Genomic DNA, 22743 nt, shown 5'->3' on the forward strand with positions numbered 1-22743 from the left:
GTTTACGGCGCAGGCTGCGGCGTAACCGCTGCCGAATCAAACGGCTGGTAAGGTTTGAGAACAGTCTCGCGCTGCTCGCCCAACACCCAGGCAAAACCCGAATACATCACCACCAGACACACCACGGTGAACAGCACAAGCATCCAGGCAGGCACGATGCGCACCAATCGGCGGCGACGATCACTCAGGCCCTCCCAATGCGGTGACAACTCACGCGGCACATCGCCCCTGAGTTGACGAATCTGGCGATACAAAGCGTCGCGTATCCCTTCAAGCTCCAACATGCCGCGTGGTTGCACCCGGTATTTGCCCTCAAAGCCCAGCGACAGGCACAGGTACATCAGTTCCAGCATCGGCAAGTGCTTAACCGGGTTTTTGGACAGCCTGTCGAGCAAGCTAAAAAACTTTTCGCCGCCAAAGGTCTCGCTGTGAAAGCTGCTGAGCAGACTCATTCGCGACCATTCGCTTTCATTGCCCCAGTCAGTGGTCACCACCGCTTCATCGGCCACCGTGCACAGCACATACCGGGCAGCCTTGACTTGACTGGCGTCAGCACCGTGATGCAATGCGCGGGTTTCAAAGTGATCGAGTTCTTTACTCAGCCGCTCATTGAGCACGGCCATGTTTTCAACGGCGGTACTGTGTTTGATGCGTACCACTTCAGACAACAGCCCGGCCCCCGCAGCCACCAGCGGGTTGATGCTGATATTGAAGGACTCAGCCGGGCGCAAGCGCGCGGCGTAAATCATGCGGTCTTCCAGTTGTTCAAAACGCGGCGGCGCGTCAAAGTCTGTCAACGAAAGGGGTTCGGCCCCCTCACGGGGCTCTTGCGCTTGCTTGCCCTTGCGGTTGAGCAGAATGGTTTTATCGTCCTGAGTGTGTTCCATGTCCTTAATCATGCTGGTTAGTTCCTGATGGCCCAGAATTTCAATTCAAGCTCAGAGAACTCGCCAGACACGTGGAACGCGAAACCACCCGAGCGTTCGAGTTGTGCAACGTCTTCGGGGCTGAGTTCGAGGCTGAAATAGGTTTTGTTGGAGTGAAACGCAATTTGCCGGGGAGCCACAGGCAAGGGTTTGACCTTGATGCCGGGCAAATGCAGGTTAACCAGTTGGCGAATGCTCTCCACCGGGCCGACCTTAAGGTGCGCAGGCAGTCGATGGCGTAACTCTTCTGAGTCGCAGTTGGCACTGGCCGCCAGTACAAACGAGGCCGAGGTCAACAGCTTGTGATCGTTCAAAGGCGACACGATGATCCCGTATTGACGGGCTTGCAGCAGCAGTTCGATCGCGTGTTGCTCAAGCACCATCGACAGCACCTGACGAATCGCTTCCATCAATTTACGAAAGCTCGCGCCCTGATCACTGTGCTGGTAACGACTGTCCAGACGAGGGCGTTTATGGTCGCTGGAGAATGTTGCCAGATCACCGAGCATGGTCAGCAGCGTGCGATACAACTCTTCGGGGTGAACCTGTTCCAGCCCCAAATAGTGGCGCAGCAGCAGTTCTGTACGGTTGATCAGCTGCAACATCATGAAGTCGCCGACTTCAGCGCCGCCCACTTTGCCATTGGAGCGGATGCGTTCAGCGATGGTGTCGCCCCGATGCGCCAACATGCTGATGACCTCTTTGAGGCACGACAGCAAATAGCCGGAAGAATGCGCCTGAATGAAAGTCGGCACATAGTCAGGATCAAGGCTGATCACGCCGTCGGGGGTGGTGTCGAGCACGTTGCAGATTTTAAGTTTTACGTAGGCCTGATCACTCTGTTGCTCGCCCAGCAACAGGCGAAAATCTGGCCGCGCGCAACTGACCTGACTGCAAGAGTCGTCGCCTGCGTTGGAGTCCGTCACCTCGCTTTCATAAGCGGTGTAACGCGCCAGGACATCCGATTGCTCAGGGCGGCGAGCTTCGATGTGATTGCCGGTTACCAATGGCAGTGCCAGATAGATCGGCGTATTGCCGGTGTTCGGCGGCACATCCAGCGCCAAAGGCTCAGTATTGCCGCCCAGTTCAAACAAGCTGCCATCCGGCAAAATGCCGGAGGCTCGGCTGATAACCAACTTGCCCATGTTGAGGAACTGCAAGTCGATGTCCAGGCTCAAGAACCCCCAGATATAACTGCCCAGCAACTGGGTGCGGGATTTCATCTGGTGATCGTAGTAGCGATCGTTGTGCTGGAAGTGCTGCGGGCGCAGCAACATACCTTCCTGCCAAATGACTTTATGCGCTTTCATGGTCAGTCACCCGCCTTGGCGAGCGTGGCCTGGGTGGTGCGAATCCCCGCCTGATCGAGGGTCAAATCCACCTCGGTCACAGCTTGCGGGGTGAGCTGCACGGTATAACGCCATTGGGTGTCCGGTAAATCGCGGTAAGCGGCGAGCACGCCTACGAAACGGCTGCCCTCCTCCACGCTGAGTTTAAGTTCGACGGTCTCACCTGGGCGCAATTCAAGCTCTTCACTGGCCACTAGATCCGGGGTCAGAGAGTCCTTGGCGCGCTCATACAGGCTGAAGAAGTCCGCATTCTCGAAAGCCACCGGGTGTTTAAGCTCAAACAGGCTGATCACAATCGGCGACGGACGCCCATTAAGGTCGGGGTTGAGCTGATCATTGGCGGTCAGTTTCAGGTTGACTTTGGTCATGGTCGAGTACGGTGACAGGGAGGAACATCCGGCCAGCCACATCAGTGCTGCGCACGCCATCAGCGTTTTTAAAAAAGCGGTTGAACAGCGAGACATGCTCATCATCCTTGGTGGTCATTGTGAAGGGAGGAAATCAAGCGCACTTGCTCTTCGTAGGCTTGAGCAAAGTCACGGGCCAACAAACGCTCGCTCCAGTCATCATCCTGCTGCAAGGCTTGGTGATAACGGCCGTAGGCTTTCCAGCGGCTGCCGGAAGTGGCGAGCAGCGGTTTGTTGTCGCGCTCAAAACGCAAGGTCAATTGCTGCGGCGAGAAATGCTCGAGCGTGCAGCGCAGTGCGGCACGGCTGGCGGTCAGTAGCGCCACCTGATGCGCTTGCACATCACGAAAGCCACGGGCAATCGACTGCTCGGCAGAAAACTGTCCGGGGCGGCTGGGGCGTAACAAAATATCCAGTGCCTGCCCCGCATCAAGGGCAAATTTAAGCGGGTTTTTCTGGCTGCCTTGTACCGTGGTCTGAGCCAGACGCAATTCGTTTTTCAACTCACTGCGAGTCCGCAGGCTCTGCTGCAACCCCCCAATGCTTTGCTTGAGCAGGCGCGCAGCGTTAAGGGCCAGGGCTTCACGTGCGTCGTGATCGAGCGCCTCTAAATCGACACCCAGTGCCGCACCAAAACTGGCCCAAAACGCTTCGCTTTGACGCTCAATCGCCGGGGGAGCCGGGGCAGGCTCAGGGGGTTTGGGGGCTTCGATCAACTCTGGCACCATCAGGCTTTCCATGTCGATACGCGCGTAATCCGCACGCTGACGTGTCGGCTCGGGGCTCAGGTCAGGGTTGATCAGGTCTTCAACATCGCAGTGTTCACGCTCCTGCTCGTCGAGAGTCTGGAGCGGATCAAGATCAAAAAACGCATTGTCAGGGATGATGCTCCCCGCTGCCTGCACCAACCCCACTTCTTGCGCATAGCTGGCTGGGTCACGTACCAGCCGTGCACGAATCTCGAAGTCACCCATTACAAAGGTGCTGCCACTCTCAAGGCGTATGGCTTCGCCTTTGCGTAAATGAGCGCCGCTTTGGCCGTCCTGCATACCGTTGCTACTGGTGTCCGTCAGGTAAAACTTGCCGTCGCGGTAATTGATCAACGCGTGATGACTGGACAAGTGACGCTTCTCGTCTGGAATGACCCAATCACAATCCAACCCCCGTCCAATCGTGCCACCAGCCTGTGTGAAGGTCTTTTGGCACAAGTGCGTAGGCACGAACTGCTTGGTGTTCAGCATTTCGAAAACCAGTTCCATGTTGATGCTCCTTGCGGTCACTTGCCGCGATTGACCGCCTGCGGATCACCCAATGGGCGATAGGTGTTGTCGTTGAATTTGTAATTACCGCCGCAGCCGCTGAGGCCAAATAAAACGATGAGGGCCAGCAGCGCAGCTTGCCAGTGACGAACAGGCATCAGAGGGTCTCCAGACATAGACTAAACACACAACAACCGCCGAATCGGACGGCGCTGTTAAAGACGAATGAGGTGGGGCCAACAGGCGTGTGGCTATTCAACGAAGTCACCCACGTTGATGTTTAGCCGCCCCAGGCGATACAGCAATGTGCGGCGTGGCAGGCCCAATTGGCGGGCCGCCAGGGTTTGGTTACCGTCGTTTTTGCGCAAACAGTCGAGCAGCAAACCCCGCTCGATTTGCTCCAGTCGTTCACGCAAGCTAACGTCGTTGCTGTCTAGCAGGGCGTCCAGGCGCAACGCAAAATGCTCAGCCAATAGCTCGCCGCCTTCACATAGCAACACGGCACGTTCGACCAGCCCTTTTAACTCCCGAACGTTGCCCGGGAAGGCATAGCCCGACAGGTGATCCAGCGCAGCTTGAGACCACTCGATCGCATCGCGTTGCAAGAACGTGCAGGCCTTCTCAGCGAAGTGGCGGGCCAGTTCGGGGATGTCGCCTTCACGCTGGCGCAAGGGCGGTAGCTCGATCGGAAATTGCGCCAGCCGGTAATACAAGTCTTCGCGAAACTTGCCTTCGCTGACCAACACATCCAGGTCGCAGTGGGTGGCCGCAATAATGCGCACATCAATGGTGTGGGTTTCGTTGCAACCTAGCGGCCGGATTTCCCCCTCCTGCAAGACTCGTAATAACTTGGCTTGCAGCGACAGAGGCATGTCGCCAATTTCATCCAGCAGCAACGTACCGCCATTGGCCGCATCGAATAGCCCGTCGCGATCATGGTCTGCGCCAGTAAAGGCACCCTTGCGGTAACCAAACAGTTCGCTTTCCAACAGGTTTTCGGGCACTGCGGCGCAGTTTTGCACGATGAATGCTTGCGAGCGCCGCGGGCCACAATCGTGAATCGCCCGCGCTACCACTTCTTTGCCTGTGCCGGTCTCGCCGCGCAGCAGCACGGTGTACGGGCTGTGCAGCACCTTACTGATCAGCGTGTAGGTTTGGCGCATGGCTGCACTTTTGCCGATCAGCCCATAACCGCTGGTACTCGGGGCACTGAGCGACGCCGAGGTTGCAACATCAACCGAGCGATTGACGCTTTGCAGCAGGCGACGTTGCCCCAGCACGAACGCGCCCAGTTGGCCGAAAGAGCTGGCAAAACCTTGTAAGTCCAGATGCTCGCCACTGGCGCACAGCATCACACCCTCGACGGCGTGTTTCTGATTGACCAGCGGTACACACAGTAATGACTGCCAAGGGCGTGCGCACGTGGGTAAAAAACTGGTCTCGTGCAAGCTGGAACTCAGCTCACCAAGACACACGGCACGGTTCTGGCACAGGGCAAACTGCAGCAGTTGCTCACCGGTGTAGTCCACGCTCAAGCTCTGGGTTTGTTCGGTGTGCAGCACACCGCCCAAACACTCGGCACTCATTCCAAGACGCGTATGGGTGGCATCCAGCAGGTACAGCTGAGTCAACTCACAGCCACTCAGTTGGGCCAGACTGCGCACGCAGTCGCCCAGCAGCACCTTGACGCTTTCAGCCTGCGACAGGCTGGCGAACTGCTCCAGTAACGCTTGCGCGTACGCCAGAGGTTTAGGTACGTGAGTAAACATCACCCCCACCTCAAGCAAACTCGCACGCGACAGCGGCATTGGCGTCGAGGGTCGCGTGCACACGCTTGAGCTGTGTGCCTGCTGCCATCGCTTCCAACAACCGGTCAGCCACCAGCGGCAGCACGTGCAAGTCCAGCAGGTGGTCGATCAGGCGCGCGCCACTGTCGCTTTGAGTGCAACGTTCAGCTAAGTGATCTACCAGATGTTGGCAATAGGTGAAGTCCAACTGACGACGGTTAAGTCGCTCTCCCAAACGGCCCAATTTGATTTCAATCAACTCTCGCAACACCGGGCCGCCCACAGGGTAATACGGCACCACGCGCATACGGGCCAGTAAGGCCGGCTTGAAGTGATTGCTCAGTACGGGGCGAATGGTTTCTTCAAGGACTTGGGCGGACGGCCGCGCGCCGTTTTCACACAATTGGCTGATGCGATCACTGCCCAGGTTTGAGGTCATCAAAATGAGCGTGTTGCGAAAATCGATTTCGCGCCCTTCTCCGTCGTTGGCCACGCCTTTGTCAAAGATTTGATAGAACAGATTGAGCACGTCCGGATCAGCTTTTTCGACCTCATCAAGCAGCACCACTGAATACGGCTTTTGGCGCACCGCCTCCGTGAGCATGCCGCCTTCGCCGTAACCGACGTAGCCCGGTGGCGCCCCAATCAGGCGTGAGACGGTATGTTTCTCCTGAAACTCGGACATGTTGATGGTGGTGATAAAACGATCACCGCCATACAACAAATCAGCCAGCGCCAAGGCAGTTTCTGTCTTGCCGACACCGCTGGGGCCGACCAACAGGAAGACTCCAACGGGCGCATCCGGTTTGTTGAGGCCTGCTGCCGTGGCACGCATTGAACGATCAAGAGCATGTACAGCTTGTTCCTGACCGCGGATGCGCGTGCGCAAGTCTGTGGCAAAACTGGCTACCTTGGCGTTGTGTTCACGGGCCAGTTGCGCCAGCGGCACACCCGTCCACGCGCTGATGACTTCGGCCACCAAACGTGGGCACACCTCAAAGCTGACCAAGCGATCATTGACTTGGGCATCGATCAATGCGCTGTGGGTTTGGTTTAGTGCCGCCTGTAATGACTCAACACTTTGAGCTTGCTGCACAGCCGGTTCGAAGGTTTCGATCACGCAGCCTTCGGCGCTTTCTTCAACCATGACGATGGGTTCAACAGCCACCGCTTCACGGGCCTTGGCCAATTGCTGGCGCAAATCAAGCAGGCGTTCAGCCAGCTCTTTCTGCTCTGTCCAACGCGCTTGCAAAGCGACTCGTTCGTCATTGGCATCAAGCAAACGTTCTTCCAACGCATCCAGCGCGTCGTTGTCGATGACTAAACCGGCCTCATCATCCCGGCGCAACGCTTGGCGCTGGCGACCACCTTCGGCCAACTCTGCTCGCAAGCACTCAAGGCTCTCGGGGGCTGCGGCAAGGCTGATGCGAACACGGGCGCAAGCGGTGTCGAGTACGTCGACGGCCTTGTCCGGTAGTTGCCGGCCTGCCAAGTAGCGAGCTGACAATTCGGCAGCCGCAACCACGGCATCATCGCGCAGGTAAATACCGTGGCTTTTTTCGTAGACTTGGGCCAAACCACGCAAAATGGTGACCGCCTCGCTGACTGTCGGTTCGTGCAATTGCACAGGCTGAAAACGACGCGCCAGTGCCGGGTCTTTCTCGAAGTACTTTTTGTACTCAGCCCACGTGGTGGCCGCGATGGTGCGCAGCTCGCCCCGCGCCAGTGCAGGTTTGAGCAGGTTGGCTGCATCAGAGCCACCCGCATTGCCGCCGGCACCGATCAAGGTATGGGCTTCGTCAATGAAGATGATGATGGGTTTGGGCGAGGCTTTAACTTCGTCAATCACACCTTTAAGGCGACGCTCAAACTCACCTTTGACGCTGGCCCCTGCCTGCAACAGGCCCATATCCAGCGACAATAGCTCGACCCCTTTGAGGGCTTGCGGCACTTCACCGGCAGCAATGCGCGAAGCCAACCCTTCAACAATCGCGGTTTTACCCACACCCGCCTCACCGACCACAATGGGGTTGTTTTTACGCCGACGCGCCAGGATGTCGATCATTTGCCGGATGGCGCCGTCCCGACACAGCACGGGGTCAAGTTTGCCGTCGCGCGCTTGCTGGGTCAGGTTGTGAGTGAAGCGTTCAAGCAGCGACTCACCGGGCACTGCGGGCTTGCCGGTAGCTGGCTGTTCTTTTTGCGACAGCGCAAATTCTTTGAGGCGCTCAATATTGAGCTTGGCCAGCAACGACTGGTAACGACTGCCTGCATAGCGCATCGGGTTGCGCAGCAACGCGAGGATCAGCGCAGCCTCCTCAACTTGACTCTGGCCCAGCTCAAGGTTGGCCACCAGGAGTGCGTCCTGCAACCACTGCACCAGTTCGGGGGCAAATACCGGGTTGCGCGAGGCGCTGTGTTCAACTCGCGATTGCAGTGCAGCACTCAGTTCACCGGCATCCACTTGCGCATCTTGCAGCGCTCGCATCAGCAGGCCTTGTGGACGCTCCAGCAAGCCCAACAGCAAGTCTTCGACAAGAATTTTGCTGCCACCCCGGGCAACACAGCGTTCGGCGGAGCTTTCCAGGTCGCGACGGCTTGGGGCGTCCAACGCCTGAATCAGTTGTTGCAGGTCTACGTTGATCATTGGTTCACGTCCTTAATGAATTTTGCTACCCAGCGTCACTACACCGTCGGCACGTTCGCGTCCGAGCCAGCTGGTCCATCCCAGGCGACAGGCGTTTTGCTCACCGATGCGCAGTTCGCGTATTTCCTCCTGGCGCAGCACCAGACGGATGTCGTAATCAAGCGGGTCTCGCAAGGTAAAACGCACCAGCGCACACAGCGGCTGATAGCCAAAGCCGATAGGTAAAAACTCATGAAATCGCAGCCAGTCAAGTTCGCGGATGCAGATCCGAAACTTGCCGCTGCGGTCTCGTACTCGCTCACCCAGCACCAAGTCTTCACCCATCATGCTGTTGGCACGGCCAAGGCAATTTCTCTGCTCTTCGAGAATTTCGACGCGCCGTTCGATGCACTGCTCAATCGTCAGCTCGGCGTGTTTGAAGTAGTAACGCAGCACCGCTTCGATAAGCGCGGCCGAGTGCGCCCGCAAGCTGAGCAAGCCCAAATACGGCAACAAGCGCTTCCAGTTAAGCTCCTGTGCCTTGCGGATCTCCTCCCCTCCCAACCCGATGAGCGCAAACAGCTGTGAAGAAAACGGGTCGAGTGCGCCACTCTGAAAACTCACGCGATAGCGATACTTTTGCCAAATCGGCAGCATTAGCCGTTGCAGGCGATGGTGAAACAAGTCCAAAAAATTGCGGGTCGGGTTGCCGTCTTCGCTGTCCCCCAACGCCTGCTCGCCGTAAAACGCCGGCAGCGGCGAACTTGAGCCCACCAGGCCAATCAGGTTGAAACGTAGCCGTGCCCGCAACTGACCATGCTCCGTGAAAAACTCCACGCGATCGACGTCACTGCCCGGAAACCCAAGGCTGGGGTTAGCCTGAAATTCCAGTTGATCGTACAGGTCGTCGTCGCTCAGATACGGGTGTGCCCCGCGCAGGCGGTCAACCACCAACAGCACAGCCTGAAACAGCGAATACTCACGTATGACACGGGTCAGGCCACTTAAAGAAGCGGCTGCAGGCCCATTCGTGGAGTCCATTTGTACACTTCTCCCTGTGTGCTTTTAACGCGCAACTCGTGGTACGAATTAAGACTGGCGTAAAGCGCGAAAAACTCGTTTAGAACCGACGCAAAAACGAACAGATCGCCCTCGCCGATATACCCCTCGGTGTCCACAGTCAACTCCGTACGCAACCCGCGTACCGGCAGCCCGCGATGCAGCCTGTCGACATGCTGATGCTTGATCGACTTGAGCCCGCCGAGCAGTCGTTTGCTCACCTTTTCAGCGTGTTGGTCGTAGTAGCGTGGCAGGTCATAGGTTTCCAGAATCACCTTCAGCGCGTTGACATCAGCCAGCGACAGGTAGTTGAGCGACATGTTGCTGATCAGCTTCCAGAGGAAATCGCGGTTGAGCGGCGGCGCAAAACTGGACGTGGCCGGGGTGATATTGCGAAACGTCAGAAACTCCGGCGTCTCTTCGCAGGCTTGGTTGATATCGCCCAACTTGAGTTTGCGCGGCAAATTTTGGTTGGTGCAGGTCAGCTCAATCGACAGGGTTTCGTGAGCTTCGGTATGGCGAATGCCAAAGCTCAGGTACGTGTCCAGGCCATCGTGCAACAACGAAGAACGCTGGCGGATGCTGTAATGCGGGCGGCTGGTAGGCACGTCAAAACTGGGGTCGTGCTCAAAGGACTCGAACGGTACGTATTCTTCATACCCCAGGCCACCTGGCTTCCAGCCGATTAGCGCTTCTACCGAGAACACACCACAGTGCTCTAGCTCATACTCGGCTGGCAGCAACAGGTATTCATCCTGTTTGCCATCCAGACGAATCGGCAGAGCGTCGTGCTTGAACAGGTTAACGATGGGTGTGCAATAGAGCTTCACGTTCTCCAGCGTGGGGCGCAGACGCTGAATTCCGCTCTTGCGAATGTCGAAACGCAGCTCCAGGCCACGCATCTGTTTGAGCGTGTCCTCAGGCAAAGACTTGAGCAGGTCAAGACCGTTGATATCGACGAACAAAAACTTGTCCTGAAACGCGAAATACTCTTGCAGGTAGCGATAGCCACGGAAGGTATTGAGCGGATACGGAATCAGTGCTTCTTCTTCGGCAAAGCCCACTGGCTGCACGCGATCGCCGGGGATCTTGAACGCCATCGGCGCCCCGCTCACGCCGTCGATTGGCTGGCCGGCAGCGTCCAGCGGGATCAGTTCGATGCCTTCCAGATTGCGCAGCAGGCTCAAGTAAAGCATCTGGCTGATATAGCGCTCGCCGGCAAAATGCAGACGTAGACGGCTCAGTTCCAGCTCTCCGAGATGACCATCTGCACTCATTTCAAGGCGCAAGCTGAGCAGCGAGCCATCCCCCTTGACCGAGTAGTTAAGTGCGGTCAGCTCCAGCGGTAACACCTGCGTCGGGTAGCACGTCCTGAAACGGCAACGCACGCCGTCAACCGGTTGGCTTTCAATGGGCGTATCGCGCTCTACCAGCAGCGCGGGTCCGGCGCTGGTCAGGGGGTCAAATTGCAAAATGCTGAACGATGGTAATGGCCGCATGTAGTTGGGCCACAGCAGCTGCATCAACGAATGGCTAAGTTCAGGCAGTTCGTCATCCAGTTTCTGACGAAGGCGGCCCGTCAAAAATGCAAAGCCCTCAAGCAACCGTTCTACATCGGGATCACGCCCAGCCTGCCCCAGAAAGGGGGCCAACGCCGGGCTACGTTCGGCAAATCGGCGACCCAACTGGCGAAGTGCGGTGAGTTCGCTTTGGTAGTAGTGGTTAAACGACACGAGGAACCTTCCTGGTACTCAATCTCACAAATAGACCATCCCGGACGACTGCACCGGATTACACAGCAACGGCGCGCTTAACTGACGTTGACTTGGCCGCTGCCATCCAGGCGCGCGGCGAAACTGACCTGACGCTTGAAACCATCAACTTCCAATAAGCCTTCGATGCTGAAGGAGAGACGAAGTTGATCGTGATCACGCGGCAGGGAAATGACATGCACATTGCTCAGGCGTGGCTCGTAGGCTTCGATAAAGTTTTCGATGGCCTGGCGGGCTTGGCTCAGGGAGTCGTGCAGACTCAAACGCATGTCATTGAGATCGGGTAGCCCGTAGTCGGACAGCGTTTGCACGCTGCCCGCACGGGTGCTGAGCATCTTGGCCAGATGGGCAGCCACCGACGCCGTCGCAGAAACCTCGCGGCTCCAGCCGACGCGCGTTTGTGCGTCGCCACCCAGGCGTTCAAAGAGGCTGCCGTATCCAGTCATGAAAATGCTCCGTTTACTCTTTGTCGAGCTTGCCAACCAGCGACAAGGTGAAGTCGGCGCCCATGTACTTGAAGTGCGGACGCACATTCAGGCTTACGCGGTACCAGCCAGGCTCGCCTTCAACATCGCTGACGATGATTTGAGCAGCGCGCAATGGTCGACGGCCACGCACTTCAGCGCTCGGGTTTTCCTGGTCGGCAACGTACTGGCGAATCCACTTGTTGAGTTCCAGCTCAAGGTCGGTGCGCTCTTTCCACGAACCAAGCTGCTCGCGTTGCAGTACTTTCAAGTAGTGAGCCAGACGGTTGACGATCATCATGTACGGCAGTTGAGTGCCGAGCTTGTAGTTCAGCTCGGCAGCCTTGCCTTCTGCGCTGATGCCGAAGAACTTCGGTTTTTGCACTGAGCTGGCAGAGAAGAACGCCGCGTTATCACTGCCTTTGCGCATGGTCAGGGAAATGAAGCCCTCCTCGGCCAGCTCGTATTCACGACGGTCCGACACCAGCACTTCGGTTGGGATCTTGGTTTCGATCTCGCCCATGCTCTCGAAGTGGTGCAACGGCAGGTCTTCTACTGCGCCACCGCTCTGTGGGCCGATGATGTTCGGGCACCAGCGGAATTTGGCGAAGCTGTCGGTCAACTTGGTGCCGAACGCATACGCCGTGTTACCCCACAGGTAGTGCTCATGGCTGTTGGCGACGGTTTCTTTGTACACGAACGATTTGACCGGGTTTTCTTCCGGATCGTACGGGTTGCGCAGTAAGAAACGTGGCACGGTCAGGCCGATGTAACGCGAGTCTTCGGACTGGCGGAAGCTCTGCCATTTGGCGAACTGTGGGCCTTCGAAGTGATCCTTCAAGTCCTTGAGGTCGGGCAGCCCGGTGAAGCTTTCGAGGCCAAAGAATTTTGGTCCGGCCGCTGCGATAAATGGCGCGTGGGACATGCAGGCGACGCTGGAGACGTACTGCATCAGTTTTACGTCTGGCGAGCTTGGCGACATGAAGTAGTTGGCGATGATCGCACCTACCGGCTGGCCACCAAACTGGCCGTATTCAGCCGTGTAGATGTGCTTGTACAAGCCTGCCTGCATGACTTCTGGCGAGTCTTCAAAATCGTCCAGCAGGTCTTCTTTGGAGACGTTGAGGATTTCGATTTTAATGTTTTCGCGGAAGTTGGTGCGATCAACCAATAATTGCAAACCACGCCACGACGATTCCAGAGACTGGAAGTCCGGGTGGTGAAGAATTTCATCCATTTGACGGCTGAGCTTGGCATCAATCTCGGCGATCATGCGATCAACCATTGCCTTCTTGACTGGCTCACCGTTGTTTTGCGGCTTGAGCAGCTCTTCAATGAAGGCTGAAACACCACGCTTGGCGATGTCGTAGGCTTCATCGTCCGGGGTCAGGCGAGTCTCGGCGATGATGCTGTCGAGAATGCTGTATTCAGCGCTGTCATTACTTTTTTGCTGTGCTGCACTCGTGCTCATGGTGTTGTCTTCCTTGTCTGATGGGAACTCAGGCGTCTTGGGCGGCGGCGTTCAAACCCAGCTCGCCCAGTACACGACCGCGGGACTCGTCGTCGGCGAGAACGCCTTCGATGGCTTTGCGGAACGCAGGCGCATTACCCAGCGGGCCTTTAAGGGCCACCAGTGCATCGCGCAGTTCCATCAGTTTTTTAAGCTCTGGCACTTGCTCAACCAGACTGGCCGGGTTGAAGTCCTTCATCGAGTTAACGCGCAGTTTTACCGCCAATTCTTCAGTGTCGCTTTCTTCCTGAAGACGGTTAGGCACGCTCAGTGTCAGCTGCAACTCTTGCTTAGCCAGCACTTCATCGAAAGTCATTTTGTCGATACTGATCGGCTTGCGATCTTCGACTTTGCGTTCGTCCTTGCGGTGGGTGTAGTCACCGATTGCCAGTAGTTTCAACGGCAGTTCAATCTCTTCTTGAGCCCCGCCAGTGGCGGGTTTGAAGGTGACGTTAATGCGTTCCTTGGGGGCTACTGAGCCTTCTTTGGCCATGACTTTTTCCTTGCTTTTGTGGCCCTGGGGCCTATTCGAGTACCACTTCTAAATCGAGGTGGCACAACCTTCGATATATCTCTTCCCTGCGTTCACGTACGGCATGGTTCTGCGGCAACAATTCGCAGCAGTTATGCAGTAAATGCAGCACTTCAAGCGCAAGATCGGGCTCCCAGGCATGCAGGCCTGAGTCCTGTAATGTGTGGTCGAGTGTTTCAAGTTGGGTTTTGGCCAGTTCATACTTTTTGGCCGTGAAGCACAGTCGTGCGAGGGCCAATTGCCAGAAAAACCGTACCCGCCCGCCCTGAGCGTTTTGCAACCCTTGCTTGAGGGTCTGCACGGCGGACTTGAGCCCATCTTTGCGCAAAATGGGCAGCACTTCGTCAAGCGCCAACTCCCATGCGGGCTGAGTGGCCGTGACTTCGACTTTGCGTGGCGCGCTGGCGCTTTGCAGGTGCGGCATGACGTTAGCGCTGATCCACGCCCGGGTCGCCGGGTCGGCGAAAGGAACGCCATCATGAAAGCGTAATTCGACGATGCCCGGCAGACGCTGAATCAACAGCGAGAAGTGGATTTCAACTTCACGCATGGCGGCTTCGGCATTCAGCTCTTGCAGGCACTCCCAAGCCATGCGCTGACCATCGAACCAAAATGGCGCTTTGGCCAAACTGGTTTCAAGCTCCACCAGCAAGTCAGCGTACTGCCCTTGGCTGTAGCGGTCTTGATAGGCTTTGAGCTTGTCGGCGGGTAACCCGCGCAACGCGGTAATGTGTTCGGCGTTGCGCTCAGGGACAGCTTCGATGGTCATCCACAACAGCGTGCGATTGAGCCGTAAAGCGCGCACATCGGTGGCCTTCTGCTTGAGCCACCAGGCACAGAGCGGACGCGCTGTTTCTTGCTGGGTGCGCAGTGCTTTTTGAGCGTCTTTTTCATTCTCGATGGGGGTGCCGGGGGTGAACAGCTGATTGGCGGCTTGCTTAACCTGAGCCACAACCGAACCCACAACGCCGGGCTCCGGTTCGTTGTTGGTGGCACGCTGGATCATGCTGTTCAAACGACGATGGATCGGCAACAACAACGGCGCAGCATCCCCAAGATGCTGACTCAGAACCGTATCTAACTTCTCGATATGCTTGGCCAAGCTACGGAAAAGAGGCAGTTGTTCCTTGATGGGTACGTCGTCTTTGAGCGCACCTTCAAGACGCGGCACTAACCAAGCGATGGCGGCAGCACGGGTGCGGGGCTTGCTGGGGAACAACGGTTCCCAGTGCTGTTCGCACAGGTAAAGCAAAACCCCCAACCCGGCCTGTAACCCATGAAAAGATTCACGTAGGTGCAGCGCCCATGTCAGCCAGGCTGCGACCCGCAAATCTTTGGAGGAGTCACGCAGGATGAGCTCGCTGATTTCCTGGATTTTTTGCCAGTCAATGGGGCCGCTGGCGTGAAGAGATTGAGCCTTTTCAAGCTCGGCTTCCAAGGTTTCGAATTCACTTGAATATCGAACTTCTTCGCCAGCAAAACTGTCACTGGATATAGGCTGCCGAGCAACGGCGGCATAGTGAACCATGAGGGTGCTGGAATACGTCATCTATGCCTCCATACGTAAGTAAGCGTCAAAAACGCTGATGCCTTCCTGGCATAAGAACAGCGACCTTTAAACCAGCATAATGACTGGACTAAAGACCCCAAAAGCAAACAACACACAGTGCGTAATATGGCGCATTGATGCTATCGGCGGGCGCTGAGAATACACAAAAAGTAATGACTCAGTTATCAAAAATATCGATAAAGTACATTAAGTCTGCTTGAGAGACTCTAAAAAACACACTAGAACACGCACTTCACAACCACGCAAAATTCGAGAACCCCCCAGCAATAACTAGGCCTGAAGAGCTTTGCACAGCCTCATGACGTGACATTAAAACGAAACAACAACCTGCTTTACGGCCATTAAACATTGACCGCCTGAGTAATATTTCGAAATGTAAGTGAACGGCACGCAATATTCGCCGCAAGTGATAGCCTAGCGCCATCACTTCCACCCATAAAATAACTTCACCCCTATAAAACCCAAGGCAACTCGCAAAAAATCACGACAATTCTTACAACTGACGAAGCATTTATCTATAAGAATTATCTTAATAATGTACGAGATCTCTTACATACGCGGCAGGAGATATCCTAATTGACATCCGTGCTTTCCAAGATATCAACTAACAACTTCAAGATATTTATGACGCCTAACATATTAACAGGGCAAAAACTTCTGTTTACCGCTAAACCATGCCCGCTATCCGTTATAAAACGTAGCGTGCAGGCCTATCCCGACACAATGACGTTGAGGTTTTCGCGAGCTGAATGGGTGCTGCCATTGCCCTTAGAAGGTCGCTGCCGGAGGCGAGCTAAAAACTGGAAGTTGATCACGGCAGAGACGGTAGCCGGTCATGAGAAGAGTTACGCAAATTTTGAATAAATACCGGCTGTGCAGCCCCGCACAACCGGTACGCCGCAAAGCGTAACGGTGTGGGGCCAAACGTTATTTATCAGATTTGATGCTTGTCCAGACACGAGTTCGCACCCGCTCCAGCTTTTGCGGCAGAGGCTGTACGACATAGAGTGTCTTCAACGCCTCGCGCGTCGGTGTGAGGTTTGGGTTTTGCGTGATCTCCTTGTTGATCAAGGCTAAGGAGTCTTTGTTGGCATTGGGGTAACCCAGGAAATCACTGATCGGGGCAATGACTTTCGGGTCGAGCAGCGTATTGAGGAATTCATGAGCCTCGGTGACATTTTTTGCGCTTTTTGGAATGGCGAAAGTATCAAACCAGATGGGGGCGCCTTCCTTGGGCAGACGCCAGTCAACTACCACACCATTACCTGCCTCTTTGGCACGATTACCGAACTGGTAAAAACTACCTGAGTAGCCGATGGCCACGCAAATATCACCATTGGCGATATCGGTCATGTACTTGGCCGAATTGAAATAGGTAATGTATGGACGGATCTTAAGCATCAGTGCTTTGGCTTTTTCATAGTCAGCGGGGTTTTGACTGTTTGGGTCCAAGCCCAGATAGTGCAGTGCCAAAGGCAGGATTTCAGACGCCGAATCGAGCATGGCCACGCCACAAGATTTGAGCTTTTGCATGTTCTCGGGCTTGAACACAAGGTCCCAGCTGTCCACGGGCGCATCGTCACCCAGCGCAGCTTTGACCTTGGCCGGATTGAAACCAATCAGCACTGTGCCGTACATGTAAGGCACGCTGTACTGATTGCCGGGGTCGTTCTTGTCCAGCAATTTAAGCAACTCAGGGTCTTGGTGCTGCCAATTGGGCAGCTTGGACTTATCCAGTTTCTGGAACACACCCGCCTTGATTTGGGTATCAAGAAACTGATTCGACGGCACCACCAGGTCATAACCAGAGTTGCCGGTCAGCAGTTTGGCTTCCAGGGCCTCGTTGGTATCAAAAGAGTCCCAGATCACCTTGATTCCGGTTTGACGGGAAAAATCTTTGGGGACTGATGGCAGTATGTAATCCGCCCAGTTGTATACCCGCAGTTCTCGCTGCTCGGCCTGCACTGTGCTGACCAACAGGATCAAACCACAGACCGTTGCACCCAGTGCGCGCTTTAGTGTGTCCATAAATCAGTTCCCCATGTGTGTGTTGTTATGTTTTGTACACGGCAGCAGCCTGAAAAATGGCCAAAGGCAAAGAGGATGATTATTTTAGTTGGGCGATTTGCAAGCCTTTTCAATCAGTGATTGGAGCCTGATTTTTGCGGACTGGCTTGTCAGATCACAGTGGGAGGTTGGCCAAAAGGGGATGATTATGGCCAATTTTTGTGTCCAGACTCCGGCCATAAGCGCGCTTCGCACGTGCTGGCTCATAGCCGTTGAGCATCGCGCGCGGGCATGGCTCAGCAAGTGCTGGCGGGTTATTGATCGTCAGAGCCCAATTTTTACACCATAAAATGGGGCACACAGACATGACCGTCAAACAGCAGCCTGGCCGTGCGCAAGAGCCCGCAGCCCACCAACAAACCGTTGTCTATTTGCAGTTCCACAGTGAACTCCCCTGTAGGGTGTTCAACCGACAAATGAAGGTGCTCGCCGGGCGTAACACAGGCCAGAGCTTGCGCTACTGACCCCGGAATCAAACAGGCTGACGCCACACTGACTGCGCCAAACACCCCGATCGAGGCATGGCATTTATGGGGAATGAAACTTCGGCTGTGGATAGCACCACCCGCGATGGGTGGGGCGACCAAGCACATTTTTGGCACGCTGCGCTGGGACACGTCGCCCAGATTCATCAAGGGGCCAGCCTGTAAACGAATGGATTCAATCCGAGCCTTGAGTACGTCATCGGCATCTAACTGCTCGCGGCTTTCATAGCCACTGCGCTCCACGTCAGCTGCGCGCACGAGCACCACCGGCATGCCGTTGTCAATGCAAGTCACTTCTATCCCATCGATCAGGTCAAACGCGTTGCCAGTGGGCAGCAAGGCACCGCAACTGGAGCCTGCAATATCCTCAAACTCAACGATCACAGGGGCTGCGGTACCAGGCACGCCATCGATGCTGGCCTCGCCCAGATAAGCAACTTTGCCATTGGGGGTTTGCACAATAGCGGTGGCGGTCTGGCCAGTGTTTTCCATGAATATCCTGACTCGCGTCACCCCACCTTGCGCCTTAACAAGCCCACGCTCCAAGGCAAACGGCCCCACTCCTGCCAGAATATTGCCGCAGTTTTGCCCGTAGTCGACTCGGGGCTGATCGACGACCACTTGGGCAAACAGGTAGTCGACATCCACGTCTGAACGCTCTGAGCGACGAATGATTGCCACTTTACTGGTCAACGAATCGCCCCCCCCGATGCCATCAATTTGTCGTGCGTCGGGCGATCCCATTGCCGCCAACAACACCTTATCGCGAAGGCCCTGATCGGCTGGTAAATCCTCGGCCAAGAAGTAGGCACCCTTGGAAGTACCGCCACGCATCAGCAGGCAAGGAATACGAGTCTGGCTCATGCTCAGCCCTCCAGTTGGTCGAGACTGTCGTAGTACTTAAGCCCCTTCTCTTCCAAACGCGGGCGCATGTTGTAAATATCCAGCCCCAGCTCGCCGTCTGCCAGACGCAAACGTTTTTGCTCTTCAAGGTCAGCACGCTTACGACTGGCCTCGATCACAGCAGGAAGCTCTTCACGGCGCACAATCACAACCCCGTCGTCATCGGCCAGTACCACGTCACCGGGATTGACCAGTTGACCGGCACACACCACTGGGATGTTGACTGAGCCCAGGGTTTCTTTAATGGTGCCTTGAGCATGCACGACGCGAGACCACACCCAAAAGCCCATTTCCCTTAACGTTTTGGTATCTCGTACACCTGCGTCTAGCACTAGACCGCGTACACCACGCGCCTTAAGCGAGGTGGCCAGCAAGTCACCAAAAAAGCCATCACTGCACGGCGAGCTTGGGGCGACGACCAAGATGTCGCCGGGTTTGCACTGTTCCACCGCCACATGGAACATCCAGTTATCGCCCGGGGCAACCAGCACTGTTACGGCCGAACCGCTGATGGCGATATCCCGCTGGATCGGCCGTATCGATGCCGACAGCAGCCCTTTTCGTCCCTGAGACTCGTGAACGGTCGCAACGCCGTACTGAATCAGCTCATCAATCAGCGCACTGTCGGCGCGTTCAATGTTGCGCACCACAACGCCTGTCTTGCCGATAATGCTCATCCCAGATTCTCCGTAACGCGTGGGAAGATGCTTTGGTAACCTTCGGCGTAGACGATGTTTTTGCTTGAGGTGATACCAATGTTGCGCTTGGCCTGCACGCCTCGTTGCAAAGCGACACGTGTGTAGTACTCCCACAAGTGTTCTTGACCGGCCATGCACTGAATGGCCGCGTACTTTTTGTCCCACACATCAGTGATGTCCAACAACACATCAGGCTTCCACTCGCACTGTTCAGGCTGATGCGGCTCGAAGCTGTACACAGGCGGCGCGCCAACAATTTTTTCGCCCGGCTTATAACCTTCAGCCTGCGCAATAATCCGAGCCTCCTGAGCCAGATGAACTGCCAGCGGGTGGTCGTAGTTATAAGGGTCTTTCAAGGAGTGGCTGAGGACGAACTCCGGTTGCACACGGCGAAATACATCTGCGAGCCGAAACAGTGTTTCTTTATCGGCTCGCATCGGGTAGTCACCGATGTCGAAAAACTCAACCGTGGCGCCAAGAATGTCAGCGGCGGCCTGGGCTTCTTCACGCCGAGCTTCTTTGACTTTGCTTTCAGTCATCTCGCCCTTGCGCCACAACTTGGCGGACTCGCCTCGCTCGCCAAACGACAGGCAAACGATATGCACCCCATAACCTTGCTGAGCATGCAGAGCAATGGAGCCGCCAGCACGCCAGACGAAATCAGCAGAATGGGCGCTGACGACCAAAGCCGTTTTTGCGTGTGTGTTACTCATGTCAGAACTCCTCTCTTATTTAAGGGAATGCTGGCATAGCGGCAGGAGGTCGACTAATGCGTTCGAATTACAATGCTATACTTTTTGCTTATCGGCGCCTTCAACTGCCCTTCTTATCCGAAAGAGTTTTCTAATGCCCGCCAATGAATTACCTCACTTGATGCAAATCCGAACCTTTATTCGGGTGGCCGATCATGGAAGCGTTTCGCGGGCATCAGAAGTATTGTTGCGCGCCCAATCGGTGGTGACTCGTGCAATCCACGACCTGGAAGCACGGCTGGGCGTGCAACTGTTTGAACGCCATGCCAATGGCATGCTCCTAACGCCCTTCGGGAAATGTATTTTGCCTCGGGCCAGGCGGATTCTGGCTGAGCTGGCCGTGATCCCGGAGATGGTGGGCCAGCCGCCCGTCACCGTGCACGAGCAACTTTATCTGCTGTACACCCGCCGCTTGGAGATTTTCGTCAAACTGTGTGAAACCCAGCACATGCAGACCGTGGCCAATGCTTTTGGCTTTTCACAGCCAGCCATCAGCAGCGCGTTAAAAATCCTGGAAAGCGGTACTGGCAAGGTTCTGTTTGAGCGCACGGCCCGAGGGTTGCGCCCGACCCGGGTGTGCCTGGAAATCCTCTACCCCATTCGTCGAGCCCTTAACGAACTTCGGCATATTGATGCCGACATCGCGGCACTCAAGGGTTCTCTGCAAGGCACCGTAACCGTGGGTGCGTTGCCGCTGGGACGGACCCGGATACTCCCGCAAGCGATCATTCAATTGATCAGCAATCACCCCGGCGTTCGGGTGGCCACGAACGAAAGCCCGTTCAATATGCTCGCGTTGGAGCTGCGCGCCGGTGATGTTGATTTTGTGTTTGGTGCGCTCAGACCCACCGACTACGCCAGTGATCTGCATGGAGAGCAATTGCTGACCGAAGAAATGGTGGTACTGGTCCGCAGCGGGCATCCCTTATCAGGGAAAGCCCTCACAGCACATGATCTGAGTAACGCCCACTGGATATTACCCAGAGCCGACACCCCTGCCAGACTGATCATGGATGCACATTTCGAGCGTTTGGGTGACAAGTCCCCTGAGCCCGTGGTCGAAACCGGTGATTTGGCAATCATCCGTGGTTTATTGCTGCACTCGGACATGCTCGCAGTGGTTTCCGAGCATCAACTTGAGCACGAAATCGCGTCGGGTGAGTTGCAGCGTCTGGCACTGCAACTGCACGACACGAGCCGCTCCATAGGGCTGATCTACCGAACCAACGGTTTACACTCCCCGGCAGCCGAGGCACTGATCCAGCAGATCCGTGAAGTGGTTCGCCAAGCCCCTTGAGTTACTTTTTGCCAGCGACCGAATAGGTCACCTGCTGATTACGGGTTTGCTGAAAGTCTTCCAGCGAGAGGCCTTTCATGGCGGAGTAAATGTGCAGGTTCGACACACCGACCACCGCCCCCAGCTTCTCCAGCAGAAAGAAAATCGCGCCATATTGAATCAGCGCCTGCCAGTCGCGGCGACGAACCATGTCACGCTCTTGAGCGGTCAATTGGTGCTCATCAAACAACTCATCAGGCACCTCAAGAAAACGTTCGCGCCAAGCGGGGCTAATCAGGTTATGCAAAAAACGGTTGAGTCGGTAACCCTTGTGACTGCGCTCCAGGGTAAAGGGGTATGTGCCTTCGAGTTTTTCGATGCCAGCCAATTGATGATTGATGTGCTCGCGATGACGCTCAAGAACGTCAACTGGCACGTCTCTGGCCTGATTTTCCAGTAACAGCGTGGCGATACCTGTCATCGAAGGCAGGTAGTAGTCCTGATGCAGTTTGTTGACGTTAGCCGAGAGTGCTCCGCGCATGATCAGCCAGGTAATCACTTCCGAGCCTTCCATACCGCCGAGTGTCGCGTATTCGGCCAATGTCATTTCCGTCAGGCGTTCAGGATCGTTGACGAACAAATCAACAAATTGAGCATCCCACTCGGGGTTGTTGAAGCCGCAGCGCTCTCCATGAACCTGATGAGAAACACCACCGGTTGCAACAATGGCGACCTTGATGTCTTGCGGAAAACTTTCAATTGCGCGACGTAACGCCTGCCCCAACTTGTAGCAACGCTTGGCACTTGGAACCGGAAATTGCAACACGCCGACCTGCAAAGGGACGACTTCTACAGGCCAGCCATCTTTGAAGGGCAACAAGGCCGACATGGGCGAGAAAAGCCCGTGATCGATGGGCTTGTCGCGAAAAAACGACATATCAAACTCATCCGCCATGAGGCTGTTGCCGATGTGTCGGGACAACGCCGCATGACCACCGATTGGCGGCAAATCGCGTTTACCTCCGCCTTCATCGGCCACGTCGTAATGATCGTCCACACCCAGTGCGAAGGCAGAATAATGGTCGAAAAAAAATGACGTGACATGGTCATTGAAGATGTAAAACAGCACATCGGGCTTGCGCTGCGCGAGCCACGCTTTGATGGGCTCAAAGCTCTTGAAGATCGGCGCCCAGGCCGCTTCACTTTGTTTATCGTGGTCGACCGCGAAACCAATAGTGGGCGTGTGTGATACGGCGAGTCCACCGATGATGCGAGCCATGCTTACGTCTCCAAACAATTTG

Annotated in this window: 19 protein-coding genes; 1 reads left to right on the plus strand and 18 read right to left on the minus strand. The window is 55.7% G+C overall.

The annotated features are described in order from the left end of the window. Nucleotides 1-2 precede the first annotated feature (2 nt). From icmH to galB, 17 genes are all read right to left on the minus strand, one after another. The gene (icmH, locus tag ACZRJQ_RS13440) at nt 3-899 is read right to left on the minus strand and encodes a type IVB secretion system protein IcmH/DotU (protein WP_463978832.1); all 897 of its coding nucleotides are present in this window, start codon (nt 897-899) and stop codon (nt 3-5) included. A gap of 5 nt (nt 900-904) precedes the next feature. Then, the gene (tssK, locus tag ACZRJQ_RS13445; protein WP_463978833.1) at nt 905-2236 is read right to left on the minus strand and encodes a type VI secretion system baseplate subunit TssK; all 1332 of its coding nucleotides are present in this window, start codon (nt 2234-2236) and stop codon (nt 905-907) included. Between the two features lie 2 nt (nt 2237-2238). Next, the gene (gene tssJ, locus ACZRJQ_RS13450) at nt 2239-2739 is read right to left on the minus strand and encodes a type VI secretion system lipoprotein TssJ (protein ID WP_463978834.1); all 501 of its coding nucleotides are present in this window, start codon (nt 2737-2739) and stop codon (nt 2239-2241) included. Between the two features lie 5 nt (nt 2740-2744). Continuing rightward, on the minus strand, nt 2745-3941 hold the full coding sequence (gene tagH, locus ACZRJQ_RS13455; protein ID WP_463978835.1) for a type VI secretion system-associated FHA domain protein TagH: 1197 nt from the start codon (nt 3939-3941) through the stop codon (nt 2745-2747). A gap of 17 nt (nt 3942-3958) precedes the next feature. Beyond that, entirely contained in the window at nt 3959-4099 is a 141-nt protein-coding gene (locus ACZRJQ_RS13460; protein WP_463978836.1) for a type VI secretion protein, read from the minus strand. 93 nt (nt 4100-4192) lie between these two features. Beyond that, a complete protein-coding gene (locus ACZRJQ_RS13465) occupies nt 4193-5710 on the minus strand; it encodes a sigma-54 interaction domain-containing protein (RefSeq protein WP_463978837.1) in 1518 nt (505 codons plus the stop codon). Nucleotides 5711-5720: 10 nt separating this feature from the next. Next, complete coding sequence (gene tssH / locus ACZRJQ_RS13470) at nt 5721-8375, minus strand: type VI secretion system ATPase TssH (RefSeq protein WP_463978838.1); 2655 nt, start codon at nt 8373-8375, stop codon at nt 5721-5723. A 12-nt stretch (nt 8376-8387) separates the two neighbouring features. After that, nucleotides 8388-9395, minus strand: coding sequence for a type VI secretion system baseplate subunit TssG (gene tssG, locus ACZRJQ_RS13475; RefSeq protein WP_463978839.1), 1008 nt, complete (start codon nt 9393-9395; stop codon nt 8388-8390). Beyond that, on the minus strand, nt 9359-11146 hold the full coding sequence (gene tssF / locus ACZRJQ_RS13480) for a type VI secretion system baseplate subunit TssF (protein WP_463978840.1): 1788 nt from the start codon (nt 11144-11146) through the stop codon (nt 9359-9361). The genes tssG and tssF overlap by 37 nt, the downstream gene beginning before the upstream one ends. A 77-nt stretch (nt 11147-11223) precedes the next feature. Continuing rightward, nucleotides 11224-11631, minus strand: coding sequence for a type VI secretion system baseplate subunit TssE (gene tssE, locus ACZRJQ_RS13485; protein WP_463978841.1), 408 nt, complete (start codon nt 11629-11631; stop codon nt 11224-11226). A 13-nt stretch (nt 11632-11644) separates the two neighbouring features. Beyond that, complete coding sequence (gene tssC / locus ACZRJQ_RS13490; protein WP_463978842.1) at nt 11645-13120, minus strand: type VI secretion system contractile sheath large subunit; 1476 nt, start codon at nt 13118-13120, stop codon at nt 11645-11647. A 28-nt stretch (nt 13121-13148) separates the two neighbouring features. Further along, complete coding sequence (tssB, locus tag ACZRJQ_RS13495; protein WP_223415127.1) at nt 13149-13652, minus strand: type VI secretion system contractile sheath small subunit; 504 nt, start codon at nt 13650-13652, stop codon at nt 13149-13151. 31 nt (nt 13653-13683) lie between these two features. Beyond that, on the minus strand, nt 13684-15240 hold the full coding sequence (tssA, locus tag ACZRJQ_RS13500; RefSeq protein WP_463978843.1) for a type VI secretion system protein TssA: 1557 nt from the start codon (nt 15238-15240) through the stop codon (nt 13684-13686). Nucleotides 15241-16188: 948 nt separating this feature from the next. After that, nucleotides 16189-17289, minus strand: a complete 1101-nt coding sequence (locus ACZRJQ_RS13505) for a polyamine ABC transporter substrate-binding protein (RefSeq protein WP_463978844.1) — start codon at nt 17287-17289, stop codon at nt 16189-16191. A 317-nt stretch (nt 17290-17606) separates the two neighbouring features. After that, complete coding sequence (locus ACZRJQ_RS13510) at nt 17607-18677, minus strand: 4-oxalomesaconate tautomerase (RefSeq protein ID WP_463978845.1); 1071 nt, start codon at nt 18675-18677, stop codon at nt 17607-17609. 2 nt (nt 18678-18679) lie between these two features. Continuing rightward, nucleotides 18680-19393 carry a 4-carboxy-4-hydroxy-2-oxoadipate aldolase/oxaloacetate decarboxylase gene (locus ACZRJQ_RS13515; protein ID WP_463978846.1) on the minus strand — a complete coding sequence of 238 codons (714 nt, stop codon included), beginning with the start codon at nt 19391-19393 and terminating at the stop codon, nt 18680-18682. Further along, nucleotides 19390-20127 carry a 4-oxalmesaconate hydratase gene (galB, locus tag ACZRJQ_RS13520; protein ID WP_463978847.1) on the minus strand — a complete coding sequence of 246 codons (738 nt, stop codon included), beginning with the start codon at nt 20125-20127 and terminating at the stop codon, nt 19390-19392. The genes ACZRJQ_RS13515 and galB overlap by 4 nt, the downstream gene beginning before the upstream one ends. Nucleotides 20128-20260: 133 nt before the next feature. Here galB and ACZRJQ_RS13525 point away from each other — a divergent pair, with 133 nt between their 5' ends. Further along, a complete protein-coding gene (locus ACZRJQ_RS13525; RefSeq protein ID WP_463978848.1) occupies nt 20261-21463 on the plus strand; it encodes a LysR family transcriptional regulator in 1203 nt (400 codons plus the stop codon). Nucleotide 21464: 1 nt separating this feature from the next. Here ACZRJQ_RS13525 and ACZRJQ_RS13530 read toward each other — a convergent pair whose 3' ends face one another. Then, a complete protein-coding gene (locus tag ACZRJQ_RS13530; RefSeq protein WP_463978849.1) occupies nt 21465-22721 on the minus strand; it encodes a gallate dioxygenase in 1257 nt (418 codons plus the stop codon). Nucleotides 22722-22743: the final 22 nt, after the last annotated feature.

It is taken from the genome of Pseudomonas sp. E315 (assembly GCF_055406205.1).